This is a genomic window from Cyclobacterium sp. 1_MG-2023 (assembly GCF_030546805.1).
Lineage (GTDB): Bacteria > Bacteroidota > Bacteroidia > Cytophagales > Cyclobacteriaceae > Cyclobacterium.
The window spans coordinates 28,993-45,881 of the sequence record NZ_JAUOPC010000022.1 but is presented as its reverse complement, the minus strand read 5'-3'; the positions used below and the strand labels follow the sequence as shown (position 1 = coordinate 45,881).

15 protein-coding genes and 1 tRNA gene are annotated in these 16,889 nt (G+C 37.5%); 9 read left to right on the top strand and 7 right to left on the bottom strand.

The window, feature by feature from the left end; translation table 11 throughout:
- Window positions 1–292 precede the first annotated feature (292 nt).
- Window positions 293–366, bottom strand: a tRNA-Asp gene (locus Q4534_RS22900).
- A gap of 502 nt (window positions 367–868) precedes the next feature.
- Here Q4534_RS22900 and Q4534_RS22895 point away from each other — a divergent pair.
- Window positions 869–1,594, top strand: a complete 726-nt coding sequence (locus Q4534_RS22895; RefSeq protein WP_303615492.1) for a VIT1/CCC1 transporter family protein — start codon at window positions 869–871, stop codon at window positions 1,592–1,594.
- A 378-nt stretch (window positions 1,595–1,972) separates the two neighbouring features.
- Here Q4534_RS22895 and Q4534_RS22890 read toward each other — a convergent pair whose 3' ends face one another.
- The 4 genes from Q4534_RS22890 to Q4534_RS22875 all read right to left on the bottom strand — a co-directional run bounded on the left by Q4534_RS22890 (window position 1,973) and on the right by Q4534_RS22875 (window position 6,801).
- A complete protein-coding gene (locus Q4534_RS22890) occupies window positions 1,973–2,809 on the bottom strand; it encodes an alpha/beta hydrolase (protein WP_303615491.1) in 837 nt (278 codons plus the stop codon).
- Between the two features lie 151 nt (window positions 2,810–2,960).
- Window positions 2,961–4,136, bottom strand: a complete 1,176-nt coding sequence (locus Q4534_RS22885) for a 6-bladed beta-propeller (RefSeq protein WP_303615490.1) — start codon at window positions 4,134–4,136, stop codon at window positions 2,961–2,963.
- A gap of 7 nt (window positions 4,137–4,143) precedes the next feature.
- Window positions 4,144–5,721: a phosphoenolpyruvate carboxykinase (ATP) gene (gene pckA, locus Q4534_RS22880; RefSeq protein WP_303615489.1), complete on the bottom strand. Its 1,578-nt coding sequence runs from the start codon at window positions 5,719–5,721 to the stop codon at window positions 4,144–4,146.
- A gap of 243 nt (window positions 5,722–5,964) precedes the next feature.
- Entirely contained in the window at window positions 5,965–6,801 is an 837-nt protein-coding gene (locus Q4534_RS22875; protein ID WP_303615488.1) for a 1,4-dihydroxy-2-naphthoyl-CoA synthase, read from the bottom strand.
- Window positions 6,802–6,914: 113 nt separating this feature from the next.
- Between Q4534_RS22875 and Q4534_RS22870 the strand changes: the two genes are divergently transcribed.
- The 3 genes from Q4534_RS22870 to Q4534_RS22860 are packed head-to-tail and all read left to right on the top strand — an operon-like array spanning window position 6,915 to window position 8,577.
- Window positions 6,915–7,976 (top strand): AMP-binding protein, encoded by a 1,062-nt coding sequence (locus Q4534_RS22870; protein WP_303615487.1) that lies wholly within the window; start codon window positions 6,915–6,917, stop codon window positions 7,974–7,976.
- A complete protein-coding gene (locus Q4534_RS22865) occupies window positions 7,973–8,401 on the top strand; it encodes a DUF2141 domain-containing protein (RefSeq protein ID WP_303615486.1) in 429 nt (142 codons plus the stop codon). Before Q4534_RS22870 ends, Q4534_RS22865 begins: the two co-directional genes overlap by 4 nt.
- A 2-nt stretch (window positions 8,402–8,403) precedes the next feature.
- Window positions 8,404–8,577 carry a hypothetical protein gene (locus Q4534_RS22860; RefSeq protein ID WP_303615485.1) on the top strand — a complete coding sequence of 58 codons (174 nt, stop codon included), beginning with the start codon at window positions 8,404–8,406 and terminating at the stop codon, window positions 8,575–8,577.
- A gap of 46 nt (window positions 8,578–8,623) precedes the next feature.
- Here the strand turns inward: Q4534_RS22860 and Q4534_RS22855 are convergent, their stop codons facing one another.
- Window positions 8,624–10,351 carry a phospho-sugar mutase gene (locus Q4534_RS22855; RefSeq protein WP_303615484.1) on the bottom strand — a complete coding sequence of 576 codons (1,728 nt, stop codon included), beginning with the start codon at window positions 10,349–10,351 and terminating at the stop codon, window positions 8,624–8,626.
- 202 nt (window positions 10,352–10,553) lie between these two features.
- Between Q4534_RS22855 and Q4534_RS22850 the strand changes: the two genes are divergently transcribed.
- Window positions 10,554–10,976, top strand: coding sequence for a hypothetical protein (locus tag Q4534_RS22850; protein WP_303615483.1), 423 nt, complete (start codon window positions 10,554–10,556; stop codon window positions 10,974–10,976).
- A gap of 229 nt (window positions 10,977–11,205) precedes the next feature.
- On the opposite strand, the gene trpS is transcribed toward Q4534_RS22850, so the two are convergent.
- Window positions 11,206–12,180: a tryptophan--tRNA ligase gene (gene trpS, locus Q4534_RS22845; RefSeq protein WP_303615482.1), complete on the bottom strand. Its 975-nt coding sequence runs from the start codon at window positions 12,178–12,180 to the stop codon at window positions 11,206–11,208.
- A 71-nt stretch (window positions 12,181–12,251) separates the two neighbouring features.
- On the opposite strand from trpS, the gene Q4534_RS22840 reads away from it, so the two are divergent.
- From Q4534_RS22840 to Q4534_RS22825, 4 genes are all read left to right on the top strand, one after another.
- Window positions 12,252–13,349: a DUF1573 domain-containing protein gene (locus Q4534_RS22840; protein WP_303615481.1), complete on the top strand. Its 1,098-nt coding sequence runs from the start codon at window positions 12,252–12,254 to the stop codon at window positions 13,347–13,349.
- Between the two features lie 177 nt (window positions 13,350–13,526).
- Window positions 13,527–14,498 carry a tryptophan 2,3-dioxygenase family protein gene (locus tag Q4534_RS22835; protein WP_303615480.1) on the top strand — a complete coding sequence of 324 codons (972 nt, stop codon included), beginning with the start codon at window positions 13,527–13,529 and terminating at the stop codon, window positions 14,496–14,498.
- 3 nt (window positions 14,499–14,501) lie between these two features.
- On the top strand, window positions 14,502–16,073 hold the full coding sequence (locus Q4534_RS22830; RefSeq protein ID WP_303615479.1) for an NAD(P)/FAD-dependent oxidoreductase: 1,572 nt from the start codon (window positions 14,502–14,504) through the stop codon (window positions 16,071–16,073).
- A gap of 37 nt (window positions 16,074–16,110) precedes the next feature.
- On the top strand, window positions 16,111–16,488 hold the full coding sequence (locus Q4534_RS22825; protein WP_303615478.1) for a CoA-binding protein: 378 nt from the start codon (window positions 16,111–16,113) through the stop codon (window positions 16,486–16,488).
- The last annotated feature ends 401 nt before the right edge of the window (window positions 16,489–16,889 follow it).

Below are 16,889 nucleotides of genomic sequence, written 5' to 3'. Positions count from 1 at the left end.
CGACCTTCCCGATGAATCGGGACATTCTAACCAGCTGAACTACCACTCCAATATTTTTAATTCTTTAAGTTTCGAACCGGCGACCTTCCTGATGAATCGGGACATTCTAACCAGTTGAACTACCACTCCAATATTATTAAGTTTCGTTCCAGCGACCTTCCCCATATGTCGGGACATACTAATCAACTGAACTGCCACTCTATTTTTGTTATTTTTTCACTTTTGAAAAGTGAAAATTGATTAATCTATAATAAGAAGTCAAAAAAAGCCTTGGAAACCCAAGGCTTTTAAGCGGAATGGACGGGACTCGAACCCGCGACCTCCTGCGTGACAGGCAGGCATTCTAACCAGCTGAACTACCACTCCAATATTATTAAGTTTTGATTCAGCGCCCCTTCCGAAAAGTCGGGACATTCTATTCTGCTGAACTACTACTCTTTTTTTTGTTTCTTTATTACTCCTCGTTTGAAGTGGTACAAAGGTAGAAGAATGTTTGTTTTTATACAATAGAAGGACAAAAAAAAAGAAGTGATTTGCTTTATCACTTTCATATTCAAGGACATTAATTTCAAATAATCTTTTTTAACCTCTCCTAAGTGGATGAATGTGCCTATAGCCGATTAAAATTCCTTAAGGCTTCTTCTATTTATTGAGCTCCCTTATGTCAGTTTTATAGTTCATTAGCCATTATTGTCTTTATCATGCTACCTTAAGGTTGTTTAGATAGGTAAATGAATACTTTTGTATAGTAATATACGATAGGCTTTTCTTAATTAATTGAATTTTCGTAGATTATAAAAGTGCCTGTTGCAAAAGGGTGCTCATTACCTTTGGAGTTTTACTTTTAAAAATTTAAAATAGACGCGCTTTGGAAGAGTCAGAACTACACCAAGAGTTACCATTCTTTAAAAATCTTCAGGAATATTTGAGAGAATTTGTGTATGGAGGTATCGATGGGGCGGTTACTACTTTCGCTGTGGTAGCTGGGGCCGTTGGGGCAAACTTGGACCCAATGGTGATAATAATACTAGGTTTTGCCAACTTGTTTGCTGACGGTTTATCAATGTCAATCGGCGCGTACCTGTCTTCCAAATCGGAAAAAGAAAATTATCAAAAACACAAAAATATAGAGTATTGGGAAGTAGATAATATTCCTAAAAAAGAACGTGAAGAAATTGTTGCCATTTACCAGAAAAAAGGTTTTGAAGGCAAGTTGCTCCAAGATGTGGTGGAGGTGATTGTAGCCGATAGAGATCGGTGGGTAAATGAAATGATGAAGGACGAGCTAAATATGATTGAGGAAGTAAAAAGCCCTTTTAAAATAGGTTTGGCCACACTTATATCTTTTGTGGTTGTGGGGTTTATCCCCTTAATCGTTTATGTTTGGGATTACTTTTATGATGTTGATTTTGATGTTTTTTTCTGGACTTGCTTGCTAACCGGCTTAGCCTTCATTTTGGTAGGAGCATTAAAGAGTTGGGTTAACCAGACCGGTATTTGGCAAAGTGTAATTGAAACACTTTTACTGGGAATAGTGGCTGCTTTAGTAGCCTATTTTGTAGGAGACGTTTTAGAAGCTTTTCTCTTAAGATAGCATATAAAAAAAAGCCTTTGTAATACAAAGGCTTCTAGGTGGGTTTATTTTAACCGACTACAGCTATATTTCTGGCTCAATGCCTTACTGAGTAAGTATTTAAATTGTTATGATTTTTTAAACTTAAGAAAAACAAATGGAAGCGCAAGGGTCATGTTAGCATATCTTTTCATTAAGATGAAAAAAAATTAAATATTTCAAATTTCCTATTTTTACCAAATAATATTTTACTTAAATTTCTCCAAAAATCATTATAAAGTGTTTTATTTACACTTTTTAACATGTTTTTGTAATTCATTAAGCTGATACAGGTATTAAATTAAAATTAATAATTTGGTAATATTAGTAATTGGTTTGACTAAGAAATATACCATGGTTTTAGGATTCAGGTAACAATCTAATTTTTCTAAGAAATGCTTCAGTTTCCAAAATGGTTTGTTCATAAATTTCTCGGTTCTTATAATTGAAAAAACCATGTGGCTGGCCATCATATAATACAAATTCACAATAGCTTCCTAAATTTTCCATTGCTTTCTGATAATACCTGCCTGTGGTTACAGGAATTAAACTGTCTTTTGTACCCAGAAAGAATAGGGTGGGAGGGACACCTTTTTTTAAGTTGTGCAGGGGTGAAACCTCTTTGTACCGATCTCCAAGTCGCTCGTAACCATAGCCTGCCGGCCCGTTATCAATAACCGGGTTAAACAAAAGTAAAGCAACTGGTTTAGCACTTATTTCTTTGTTGGTCTCTCCTTCGAATCCTGAAATTGTGGCTGTGCTTGCAGCAAGATGACCCCCGGCAGAACCTCCGGATGCGATTACTTTAGCAGTGTCTATGCCAAACCTTTCTGCATTTTTTTTGACATATTTCATGGCGGATTTAGCATCTTCGATGGCTTCAAATGGGCTTGTGCCTTGGCGAGAAGATACCCTATAATCTACCAATACAGTGACAAAGCCCTTTTTAGCAAAATGCGCTGCATGGGGACGAAATTGATCCCAACTTCCGGAAACCCATCCTCCTCCAAAGAAAAAAACGATCGCAGGCTTGTCGTTCTTTTTTTCATCAGAAAGATAAATGTCCATTTTTAAAGTGTCATTGCCTGCAATTTTGTAGATTTCTTCTTTGTGGTATTGGGCTTTTGTTTTCAGTCCGGTGGAAATAAAACAGACCAGCATTATAAGGGAGTACAAGAAATAGATTGAATTTTTCATAAATTTAGGTTTTCAATTAATAGGAGGGAGTTAAAGTTTATAAACCGGTGTATGATTCAAATTTTCTTTATTAATCCCATTGAATTTCTTCTATTTTCAAAAATAGGAATTCGGGTTTAATTTCAAAGGAGAAATTCTCCTGATATGCGGTTTAAAAGGCTACGGTATATTTTAAGATGATAGGATCCTCTTCATCAGGTAATTTTTCTATACATTGTAATAGTTGTTCTTCATACTTCCCGAAATAGGAATTGTCTAAAGCCCTTTGCCAGTCTTCATATTGCATGACTTGATAAAAATATCCGTCTTTTGAATAACTACTGTTTCGGACATCGGTTAATGATTTGGTGATTTTTTTCATACCTGTGTCAGGTTGAATAAACACATCATAAAATGGGAAGGTAGAAAGGTCTTCTTGGTTAAAATTATTGCTTTTGTCAATCCCATAAATCATGAGTTTAAGGATTCCATCACTATAATCAATTAAGCCTGAGTTGAAGGCGTAATTTTGTGAAAGGAGTATTTTCTCCATAAAAGCGTACCCTTCCAATTCATGGTCTTCGGCAGAAATCCCTTTACTTCCAAAATTTAGAGAAAGGAAAGCTGTTACAGTGTCCTCTTGATAAAGGTAAATTGTATCAGAAAGTCCAAAATTTAATAATTTACCATTATTTGTTGCTGCGATCACCCCTTCGTTTAACTCACCACTATAAGGGAGTGATAAAATAGGTAGTTCTTTTGTACGATTTGTTTCAGGGTTTATTACTTGAAATAATTTTTCTCGACCATTACCAGTAATTTCAGTAGAAATTAACCAACTATCTTCAGCACTTTTTGATACCGAAGGAACAAAATTGTTTTCTGCCAATTTAATTTCACTTAGGTAATCAAATTCCGGTAAGCTGTATTTTAATAAATTTCCCCTTCCTGTATTTATAAACAGATTATTTCCTTCGATAATTATGCCATGAATAGAAGGGTACTCACCAGGGCCACTACCTTTTTTATTCCAACTTCGTAGGTGATTTCCATTAAGATCAAAGGAATGAATGGAGAGGTCTTTGAAGCTTTTATTGGCATAATAGATTTTATCTTTGATGACCAAGTCATACACATTGCCGGATAGATTTATCAATGTGTCTTCTGGAGCACTTAGCGGTATGAATTTAATACCTGAAACACATTCTTCAAATGGTAGTATTTCCTTGTTGTCTATTAAAAACGAAGGGGTGTCATTGGACACCCCTTTGTCAATTTTTGATTGACATTGAAAAAAAAACATGCTAGCCATACCAATCAATATAAAATAACAATTGTAGCTTTTCATTAGTAGGTTATTTTGGACCGGCTTGAGTAATTTTTAAATCAACTTGGTCCTTAAATTGATCGAAGTTATCCTTAAAAAGATTAATCAGCTTGTTTTTGACCTCAATAAATTTCGCCTGATCTTGCCATGTGTTTTCAGGAACTAAGATTTCACTTGGCACATCCGGGCAGCTAGTAGGGATTTGCAAGTTAAAATCATTTTCTTTAACAAACGATACATTGTCAAAATCCCCATTGTGAATCGCATCCAATATCGCTCTGGTATATTTCAACTTAATTCTTGCACCTACTCCATAGGAGCCTCCGCTCCAGCCTGTGTTGACCAACCAAGCATTGACATTGTGATTTTTAATTTTGTCAGCCAATAAGTTAGCATATTTATTTGGATGCCACATCATAAATGCTGCACCAAAACAAGCGCTAAAGGTAGCTTCAGGGTCTTTTACACCCATTTCGGTACCTGCAACCTTGGCAGTATACCCTGAAATAAAGTGATAACTAGCCTGCTCAGGGCTCAATTTACTAACTGGAGGCAAAACTCCAAAAGCATCACAGGTAAGGAAGATAATATTTTTTGGATGACCTGCAGTACATGGGATTTTGGTATTTTCGATATAGTGAATAGGATATGAAGCACGGGTGTTTTGAGTGATTGAAGTGTCTGAATAATCAACTTTTCGGCTAACCGTATCATAGACCACATTTTCTAACACTGTGCCGTAGCGAATGGCTCCAAAAATATCTGGTTCTGCTTCCTCACTTAAATCTATGGCTTTGGCGTAGCAACCTCCCTCAATATTGAAAACCCCGTCATCATGCCAACAATGCTCGTCATCACCGATTAGTTTCCTTTTGGGATCTGCACTAAGTGTGGTTTTTCCCGTTCCGGAAAGGCCAAATAGTAAGGTAACATCACCTTTTTCTCCCACATTGGCTGAGCAATGCATGGACAATACATCTTGCTCTGGCATCAAGTAGTTCATGATGGTGAATATGCCTTTTTTCATTTCTCCGGCATACTCTGTTCCTAAAATTACGACCTCCTTATTTTCCAAGCTTATTCCTACACTTGTTTTGGAAGTCATATTGGTGGTAAAGTGGTTGGCAGGAAATTCTCCGGCATTAAAAATTACATAATCCGGTTCGCCAAATTCTTTAAGCTCTTCTTCTGTTGGGAGAATAAGCATGTTTTGCATAAACAACGCATGATACGCTCTTGTACATATTATCCTAACTTTTATTCTGAACTTTGGGTCCCAGCCTGCAAAGGCATCTACTACATAAAGGTGTTCCCGTGTGTTGAAATAATCTATGGCACGCTCTCTATTCACCATAAACGTGTGCTCATCCATTTCATAATTTACCGAACCCCAGTCAATGTCTTTCTCAGACTCTGGATGTCTTACAATGCGTTTGTCCTTTGGGCTTCTTCCTGTTTTTGTGCCAGAGTAGACCATCAGGGCTCCGGTACTTGATATGGCAGAACCTTTTTCTAATCTTAAAGCCGCTTCGTACAACAATGCTGTTTCTCCATTTCTCAAAATATCAGTTACTTCTATTTCGTATTTTTTTAAATCAAAATCCATAGTCCTAATTCTTTTTTTAGTTCTCAACTGCGATTAGTTAAAAATACCAATATATATGAGTAATGGCAATGGGGTCTGTCAGAAAAAATCATGACTAAAATCATAAAAAATCTATCTATGACAATAGAATAATAGAAAGTGTATAAATATTTAAAGAAATAGCTGTAGAAAGAGTACCTCCTAAAGCTATTTCTTAGGCTATCTATGAGTGAAAGGAAAATTGGATCTTAAATTTTTGCAAATTTAAGGTATCCATTTTATGTGCTTAAAATTAGGCTTGCGTTTTTGGAGAAAAGCATCACGGCCTTCTTTTGCCTCTTCAGTCATATAGGCCAGCCTGGTTGCTTCTCCTGCAAAAACTTGCTGACCAACCATGCCGTCATCTGTAAGGTTGAATGCAAATTTCAACATTTTTATTGAGGTAGGAGATTTTTCCAGTATCTCTTGCGCCCATTGAAAAGCAGTGTCTTCCAGTTCATCATGCAGAATAACTGCATTTACCATTCCCATCTCATAGGCTTCTTGAGCAGAATAATTACGTCCTAAAAAGAAAATTTCTCGGGCTTTCTTTTGGCCTACCATTTTGGCCAAATAAGCTGACCCATATCCTCCATCAAAACTAGTAACATCTGCATCTGTTTGTTTGAAAATGGCATGTTCCTTACTTGCCAGGCTAAGGTCACACACTACATGGAGACTGTGGCCACCACCTACTGCCCAGCCCGGGACTACAGCTATGACTACTTTTGGCATAAAGCGAATAAGGCGTTGAACCTCCAATATATTCAAGCGGTGCATTCCATCTTCCCCTACATAGCCTTGGTGTCCCCTTGCTTTTTGATCTCCCCCACTACAAAAGGAATAGACCCCATCTTTGGAGGAAGGGCCTTCTGCAGATAGCAATACCACGCCAATGTTTACGTCTTCCCTTGCATCCAAAAATGCATCATAGAGTTCGCTAGTGGTTTGGGGGCGGAAAGCATTTCTAATATCCGGCCTATTGAAGGCGATTCTGGCCACCCCTTCACATTTCTTATAAGTGATGTCTTTGTATTCTTTTACTGTTTTCCAATTGATCATTTCCAGGTTGATTTTTTATTGCAAGTTAACAGGCTATTTTTATTTTGTAAAATTAAGCCTGCTGATTATGGTAGAGAGTTCATAATTTATTTATTTTGTACAGCCAAAAACCTATGATAACATTCGGGAACACAAGTTATACACTAAACCAGATTCGAAAGGGTGAGTGCAATCAACTGCCTAATCCTTACAAAGAAGCTTTCGCTTTTTGTAAGCAATGGTTAAATGGCAAGGATAGCTTTGTCTTACAAACCTCAGGGTCTACAGGCTTGCCTAAGAAAGTGACAGTTTCCCGAGTGCAATTGGAAGAAAGTGCCAAGGCTACCAAAGCATTTTTCGGATTTAACAAAGGCTGTAAAATGCTCTGTTGTTTGGATACTGAAAAGGTGGCCGGCAAAATGATGCTCGTCAGAGCCCTAGAATGGGAAGGTGAATTAAAAGTGATTCCGGCTGATTCCAAACCTCTAAAAGGTTTTGAAAATGAACATTTTGATTTTGTTGCCTTGGTTCCATTGCAAGTGGAAAATAGTTTGACATCAAGGAATGGAACCTTAGTTTTGAACCAAATAAAAAACCTAATCATAGGCGGTGCTCCCATTACTTCACGGTTGAGAGAGCAGTTGAGCCGCTTATCAGGCAGGGTTTTTCAGACTTATGGGATGACTGAAACCCTTTCTCACATCGCTCTAGCCAATTTAAAAAACAATGGCAATCTCATGTACCGGACCTTACCCAATGTACAGGTAAAAGTAGATGACTCCAATCGGCTCATGATTCTTGCTCCAATGGCTGGCAATTCTTGGTTGCAAACCAATGATATTGTAAAACTCGAAAGTGAAAATGCTTTTACATGGAAAGGTAGGGCAGATCATGTAGTGAATTCAGGGGGGATAAAATTACATCCGGAAGAAATTGCAGCAGAAATTGGAGGTCTAATGCATTTGTATTTTCCCCATAGCATGTTTTTTTTAACAGGTATCAAAGATGAAAAGTTAGGACAGGCATTGACTTTGGTTATTGAAGGAAAAGAAAATGCTGAAGCCGGGAAGTTACTGCTTCAGAAAGCGAAAAGCTTGCTTCCAAAATTCCATAACCCCAAACAGATCTTGTTTTTTCCTCAATTCAAGCTAACAAGTTCAGGTAAAATAGATCAATTGCGTACTTTAGCAAAATGATTAACCAAGCCATACTTATCCTATCCACTTTGCTTATGGGGCTTTCCATTTCAGACAATAGCACGCAGTTGACCATTCAGGTAGAGGTTAAAGGGGAAAATGCAGGCCTTGTGCAACTGTTATTGTTTAAGGGAGGAAAAGGTTTTCCTGATCAGGCAACTGCTGCAATAAAAACTGCTTCTGCCAAGGTTCAATCGGGGAAAGCAGTATTTAAGTTTAAGAATTTGGAATCAGGTATTTATGCGGTATCGGCATTTCATGATACCGATGGGGATGGTGAAATGCGTAAAAATTTGTTTGGCATTCCCAAAGATCTCTATGGGTTTTCTAATGATGCAAGAGCTACTTTTTCCGCCCCAACCTTTGATAGTGCCTCCTTTAATCTAACCTCGGGAGAGCATACCATAAGTTTTACATTGAAATAATTATGTTGAAAAACCTTCAAATTATCGTAGCCTTAATTGGACTTATAGCAGCTATTGTATATATACTGTATTTCTTTAGGGTTATTTATCATCCCTATATTCCTACAATCGCAGGAGGGACGGTTATTTTCTCTTACCTATTCGGGGTTTACGCCAAAAAGAAACAAGGGAATTGACAGATAAAAAATAATGCCGGCACTTTCACCGGCATTATCTTGTAATTTATTCAAAGAATGATTTCAAAGCGCTTATTTTTGCTTCGAGGGAGGCCTCTGTGGCCCTGTAAGCCTCTCTGTTAGGTAAATTTTCATTGACAGAGATGTAGTATTTGATTTTAGGTTCTGTGCCTGAAGGTCTAGCAGAAATTTTGCTACCATCTTCAAGATAAAACTGGATGACATTGGATTTATCCAGATCCAATTTTTCCTCTGTTCCGGATTTCATGTCATAAATTACGCTTTCTTGAACATCCACTACCTGACTAACGGCAATTCCGTTGATTGAGGTTGGCTTGTTGGTTCTAAAACCCTTCATCAATTCCTGTATTTGCTCTGCACCGTCTTTTCCTTTTTTAGTGATTGAAATGAGGGCTTCTTTGTAAAACCCGTATTCCATGTAAATTTCGGCCAAGACGTCTATAATGTTTAGGCCTTTTTGTTTGTAATATGCCATGATTTCAGCCACTACTGCACAGGCTGAAACCCCATCCTTATCTCTAACAAAATCTCCTACCAGGAATCCATAACTCTCTTCCCCACCGGCAATAAATTCTTTTTTGCCTTCATTGGCTAATATTACTGCTGCAATGTTTTTAAAACCGGTTAAGACGTCAAAATATTCTACACCAAATCCTTTACTGATCTCTCCCAATAAGCCTGTAGTCACTATCGTACTTACGGTAAATTGGTTTCCGGTAAGTCTTCCCTGCTCACGGTACATGTTGAGTAGGTAATAGATGATAAGCGCACCTGTTTGATTACCGTTTAGTAATTCATAATCATTGGTTTCATTTTTAACTACTGCGGCATACCTATCACCATCCGGATCACAGGCCAAGACCAGTTCTGCATCTATTTCTTTGGCAAGCTTTATAGAAAGATCCAAGGCTTCTGTTTCTTCCGGATTAGGGTATTTTACCGTCGGAAAATTACCATCCGGTTCGATTTGTTCTTTGACTACATGAATATTCTCAAAACCGAAAACTTTTAAGGCATCAGGAACCATCTTTCCAGAGGCCCCATGGATAGGTGAAAAAACGATGGTCATGTCTTTTTCCGCTAAATTGGTCAGCGGTGACATGCTTAATTTTTTGACTTCATCAAGGTATATGGCATCGAAATCTTCTTCAATATACTCTTTCAAACTGTCGTTTTTGGCCCAGTTTACATCATCGATAGATTTGATTTTCATTACTTCGCCAATGATGTTTTTGTCATGCGGTGCCACCACTTGGCCCCCGTCGTCCCAATAAACTTTGTAGCCATTGTACTCTTTAGGGTTATGAGAAGCTGTGACCATCACCCCACTCTTACAACCATAGTGTCTGATGGCGAAGGAAAGCATAGGTGTAGGGCGCATGTCTCTAAAATATTTCACCTTTATGCCATTGGCAGTTAAAACATTGGCAGTAGTTTCTGCAAAAAGCGTATTGTTGATCCTAGAATCATGGGTGATTGCAAGGCTTATTTCTTCATTTGGAAAAGAAGCTTGAAGGTAATTTGCCAGACCTTGGGTGGCCATGCCAATGGTATAAACATTCATTCGGTTGGAACCCACCCCCATTAATCCTCTTAAACCTCCTGTGCCAAACTCTAGGTCTTTATAAAAGGAATCAATAAGTTCCGTTTGATCTTGAGCATTTAATAAAGCATGTATCTCTGCTTTACTTTTTTCGTCGATGTTACTATTAAGCCAAGCTTGAGCTTTTTCGATTATGATTGTGTCAGTCATATTTTTTAAAAAAAATTACTATGGTTTGAGAATTATAGCCAAAATATAAGCATTTATATGGATTAAGCCTTAACGAGCCTTTAGATTTTTCCTAAGGATAAAATAATAAGTTGGCTGCCATACTTTTAATAATTCTAAGTTGGAATATGGTTTCATATTATTTACCTTCATCTATTTAAAAAATATAATAGTAATAGCTTATATGGATTTTGAGAAATTAGATGTGGAACTCACTAAGATCGTAAATTTGCGAATTAAGTTGAGTGAAATAACTTATGCAGACCCGGAATATGATGACATCGAGGAGGAAATGCATGACCTTGAAGATGATTTGAATGAGGAGTTTGGAGATGAACTGGAAAGTAAATTAGAGGATATTTATGCCAAATTGGTGTCCGATAACGAGGTGCTTCTTCCTTCTGCTTATTTGGCTAACAAATACATCCCAATGTTGCCGGATGCAAGAGGTGTCATTACCTATGATGTTCAAGGTAGAGAAGGGGTCCCAATTGAATCAGAACAATTTGATGGGCAAGATGTGAGGATAGTATTGGTGCCAAATCCAACACGTTTTGTCATGGTAATCAATGGAAGATCCTTAAAAGACCTTTGGAGATCCAGATAATTAGAGAAATTATTCAATATAATTATTGGCAATCAAAGAGTTACGAATGATATTACATGATCCGAGTTAAATCAGTATTTTTATTCTGACAGCTTGCCAGTTTTTGATGAATTTTAAAGAACTAAAAAGTATATTTAATATAAAAAAACAGGTGCTTCGGCACCTGTTTTTTTATTCTTTTTTTGAGAAATAATATACCAAGCCTTAATCAAAACTTGATATTCAGCCTTTATCCAAAGCCAAGTTTTTTTCTGACTACAGATAAAATTTTACCGGCTTCTTCTCTGGCTTTTTCTTCTCCGGCTTCAAGTTTTGCTTCCAATTCCGGAAGATTGTTCATATAATAGGTGAATTGCTCCCGTTCATTTTTGTAGCTATCTAGGATCAAACCCAGTAATTCCTTTTTAGCATGGCCATAACCAAAATTACCTGCCAAATACCTTTCTCGCAAGGCCAAAGTTTGTTCCTCGTTAGCGATAAGCTTGTACAATTTGTAAACGTTGCATACATCAGGGTCTTTTGGCTCTTCCAGAGGCGTACTATCTGTAACAATGGTATTGACATTTTTCTTTAACTGCTTTTCAGGGAGGAAAATATCGATGTAATTGTTGTAAGATTTACTCATTTTCTGCCCATCTGTGCCAGGGATAATCATCACTTCATTACTGATTCGAGGTTCCGGTATTTTCAATACCTCATCTCCTAAACGATGGTTAAAGGCACTGGCAATGTCTCTGGAAATTTCTAAATGTTGCAATTGATCTTTACCTACAGGTACCAAGTCAGCACCATATAGCAGAATATCTGCAGCCATCAATACAGGATAAGTAAACAGCCCGGCATTTACATCTGATAAACGATCGGATTTGTCTTTAAAGCTATGGGCATTGGCCAGCATGGGATAAGGTGTGAAGCAACTCAAATACCAAGTAAGTTCAGTTACCTGAGGAATCCTTGACTGTCTGTAAAATACTGATCTATTTATATCCAACCCGAAGGCTAACCAAGCGGCGGCTACAGCATTGACATTGTCTATCCTTGTGGATGCATCCTTGATCGTAGTAAGGGAGTGAAAATCTGCAATGAAGATAAATGATTCATTGTCTTCATTTTTTGTCAAGGTTATGGCTGGTTTTATTGCACCCAAAATATTCCCTAAATGCGGTTTTCCTGAACTTTGTATACCTGTGAGTACTCTTGCCATTATTGTCTTTTTGACACAAATTTAAGGAATTTAAACAATAATTTGTGGTTATTTTACCGTTATTTGCCAATATGAAGTACATAGTGTTTTTATTAAATGTTGGTATTTTAATGCTTTCCAACATCGTAGGTGTTCATAGTCAGGAAGTTGGACAAGAAGGCATAATTTGGGAAAATAATCTGATAAACATTGGAGGGGTCTTGCCGGAAAATGAAGTAAAGGTGGCAGATTACTATTATTTAAACCAAACAGACTCCAATGCCTATATAAAAGAAGTGATTACAGACTGTGGGTGTGCCGTTGTAGCATACTCGGAGGATACTTTAGCACCAAATAAGGTTGGCCACCTTCAAGTTACCTTTGATCCGGAAACCAGGGGTGGTACTTTTTCAAAAATGATCTTGGTTAAAACCAATATTAAACCTTCAGGAGATTCATTGTTTTTGGAAGGGGTGAATATTCATTATCCGGAAAATCCTGAAGTTCACTATAAAGTAAAGCATAATGGCTTGGGTTTTGTTTTTAGCCAAAACAATTTGGGTACACTGTACACCAACAAACCTAAAATTAAAATTCTAGACTTTTACAATTTCAATGATTTTCCCATCCAAATCAATTTGAAACAGGATAGTATTCCCTCTTATGTCAAGGTAAAGATGGAGCCTGCCTTGGTCGAAGCTAATAGTAGAGGTGTTTTAGAAATTGAATATGACCCTGCTGCAAGAGATGATTTAGGTTTTATTCGTGATACATTTCCCCTGTCTTTTTTATCAGGAGAACATTTTAATGTCCCTATTCATTTAATGGCTACCATTCATGAGTACTTTCCTCCGCTACCATTAAGTCAAGTGGATGAAGTTCCCAAACTGCTCATTGATGAAATGGAAATTGACTTGGGTAAAATAAGTTCAAAAAATGTGGTTTCTAGAATATTAACACTTGAGAATACAGGGCCTGAAATATTGAACATACGGAAAATTGTAACCAATTGTGAGTGTTTGACTTATGAACTGAACACAATGGATTTAAAACCAGGGGGAAAAGTGGACCTTGTGTTTTCCTTTGACCCGGAAGGACGCAAGGGTATTGACCATAAAACCATTACTTTCTTTAGCAATGATCCTTTGACTCCAACCAAAACAGTGGTGATAAAAAGTAGGATAAGATGATAATTTCAAACTTTTCAATTGAATGATGTAAGTCATTATTGGCCTATTTTTGGTGAATACAGGAGTTGATTACGCAAAAATCTTGTTAATTTGCCTGTTGAAAAGGATTAATACCCGGTTTTCCCGAGAATAATTCTGTTTAACGTGTTTTAATGATATAATGCTTCGGCAACCTGCATGGAAAATAAATATCCCGAAAAGGAAATAGTAGACAAAATAAAACTTCTGGAAGAAAAATTCAGGGCATCAGGACAGGATTTATCCTCTTATCTTGAAGGGCTTTTGCATGCAGATTATCTTAACTACTGGGATTATATAAATTTAGATACCCTACTCACGCTACAACAGCCTAGAACTTCTTTTAAAGACGAGAAAATCTTTATCATTTACCATCAGATTTCCGAGCTGTACTTTAACTTAATATTGTGGGAGTTGGAACAAATGGCTGCTGTTGAAAATATTAGCCTTAAATTTTTTAAAGACCGACTAAAAAGAGTCATCATGTATTTTGACTTATTGATTTCTTCCTTTGCCGTCATGTGGAAGGGAATGGAAAGAGAGCAATTTATGAAATTTAGGATGTCTTTGCTCCCGGCAAGTGGTTTTCAAAGTGCCCAATATAGGATGATAGAAATCATGTGCACAGACATACAAAATCTGGTATATCTGGAGCAGAGAGAAGATTATAAAGACATTAATCTTACCAGTATAGATAGCTTATTCGACATTCTATATTGGCAATATGGAGCCAAAGAATTGGCTACCGGAGAAAAAACCTTGACATTAAAGTCTTTCGAAGAAAAATATGGTGCGGAATTGAAGGAGTTGATATCAAAATTCAGGAAAAATAATTTGTGGAAAAAATACGTTTACCTGGATGAGAAAGATGAAGAATTGACCGGTTTAATGAAAGAATTGGATGAGAAAGCCAATGTTTTTTGGCCGCTTGCGCACTATAAATCAGCGGTGAAATACCTGCACAAAAACCCTATGGACATCGCAGCAACCGGTGGTACCAATTGGCAAAAGTTTTTACCTCCCAGATTTCAGAAAGTAATTTTTTATCCGGAATTGTGGACAGAGTTAGAAATTAAAGAATGGGGCAAACGATGGGTGGACTCAGAATTGCTGGATGTGGTGGAAAAATAACTTATGAAAAAAGAATTGCAACTGGCTTTAAGCCCAGAAGAAGCCTATGATGAAAGCTTGTTCAATAGAATTGTAGCGGAAAAATCAGGGCTTTCCAATCACAAAGACCTTATAATAAGGTCAACAAAGAGGTCCATTGATGCCAGGGGCAGAAAGGTGAAGATAAATGTTACTGTAGAAGTTTACAGTGGACAAACACCTGAACCACTAATTAGCAGAGGTAAGGATTATCCCAATGTATCAAATTGTGACCCTATTGTAATAGTTGGGGCTGGTCCGGCAGGACTTTTTGCTGCGTTGAGAGCCATTGAACTAGGGAAAAAGCCGATCGTTTTGGAGCGAGGAAAGGATGTTCGTTCCCGTCGTAGAGATTTGGCAGCACTGAATAAAGAACATATTGTTAATCCTGATTCCAATTATTGTTTCGGTGAAGGTGGAGCAGGTACCTATTCGGACGGTAAGCTTTATACCCGTTCAAAAAAGAGAGGAGATTTACGTAGGATAATGGAGATATTGGTTGCCCATGGAGCCAAAGAGGATATTTTAGTAGATGCGCACCCCCATATTGGAACCAATAAATTACCTGTATTAATTACTGAACTCAGGGAAAGCATCCTAGAAGCCGGAGGAGAAGTACTATTTAATACAAAAGTTACCGAACTCATCTTAGAAAAAGAGACCATCAAAGGGGTAGTGACAGGTGAGGGGGAGAGAATAATGGGCTTGGGGGTGATTTTAGCCACAGGACACTCTGCCAGAGATATTTTTCATTTACTCCACAAACAAAAGGTTTTGATTGAAGCAAAGCCATTTGCATTAGGCGTTCGCATTGAACATGAGCAAAAAATAATTGATAAAATTCAATACCATTGTCAATCCGATAGAGGTCCTTATTTGCCGGCCTCTTCTTATAGCCTTGTACAACAAACTGTGTTGGATGGAAAGCAAAGAGGTGTGTTTTCATTCTGTATGTGCCCCGGTGGTTTTATTGTGCCCTCTGCTTCCTCACCCGGTGAGGTGGTGGTGAATGGGATGAGTCCAAGCAGAAGAGATGGTAAATTTGCCAATTCTGGTTTGGTTGTGGCTGTAGAGTTAGAGGATCTGAACAAATACAGCCATTATGGTCCACTTGCAGCATTGGTTTTCCAGCAGGAAGTGGAACGGGCTGCTTGGGAAGCCGGAGGAAGGTCACAGATTGCCCCTGCTCAAAGAGTGGTGGACTTTGTGAAAAACAGGCAAAGTAAGGACTTGCCAAATACCTCGTATCAGCCGGGACTTAATAGTGTCAATTTGCACGAATTTCTACCGGATTTTATCGCAAAAAGGTTGGCCATGGCATTGCCGATGATGGATAAAAAGATGAAGGGCTATTACACCAACGAAGCCCAAATTGTAGGTGTAGAAAGCCGAACCTCTTCACCTGTTCGAATCCCAAGAAGCAAAGAAAGCTTTGAACACCTTCAAATAAACAGGCTTTATCCCTGTGGAGAAGGTGCCGGATATGCAGGCGGAATTGTGTCTGCAGCCATGGATGGAGAGCGATGTGCAGAGAAATTGATTGAAAAATATGGGTAATAAGTAAAAGTTACATCTGTAATTTTAAGTAAAGCAAATGATGGCAAATAATAAAAAAACTGTGGTTTTAGGGGCAAGTCCAAACCCCTCAAGATATGCCTATACCGCAGCAAATATGTTACATGAGCGGGATATTCCTTTTGTACCTGTTGGTATCAAAACCGGGGAAATTTTTGGGATGCCAATTCAGAATTTGAGGGAAAAGCCTTCTTTATCAGGGGTTCATACGGTGACGCTTTATATTGGCCCACAGAATCAAGAAGAGTGGTATGCGTACATTTTGTCTTTGAAACCCAAAAGAATAATTTTTAACCCTGGGACAGAAAACCAAGAATTAATGAATTTGGCGAAAAATAATGGGATTGAAGTCACCTCTGCCTGTACCCTTGTTCTATTAAGTACCGGACAGTACTAAAGTCAATAAAGACCAATACTTTTAAAGAGATTTGTTTATGCATTTAAAGAGTTTGTATTAAGCAAGAATAGAACTGCTTTAAAGCTGTTATAAAGGCTTGGTATTTGATTGTCTTTTATTGATCAATCAATAAAAAAACGTTATTCAGATGATTTGAATTTATGGGGTGATTTGCTGTAAAAATGGGGAAATAATTTATCTTATTAGATAAATTTAGGTGTAAACCCTTGGTTTAATTTTTTTTAATTCTTGTGTAGGATGAATACTGGTGCTTGATTTACAGTTACTTGAAGGTGAAGTCTCCAAAGCTGTTTAATATAATAACAATAGCCGAAAAAAGGGTTAAAGTCTCGTTTTTTTTGTGTATTTTTGTCTTTAGTTTAGTTGTAAATATTTGAATT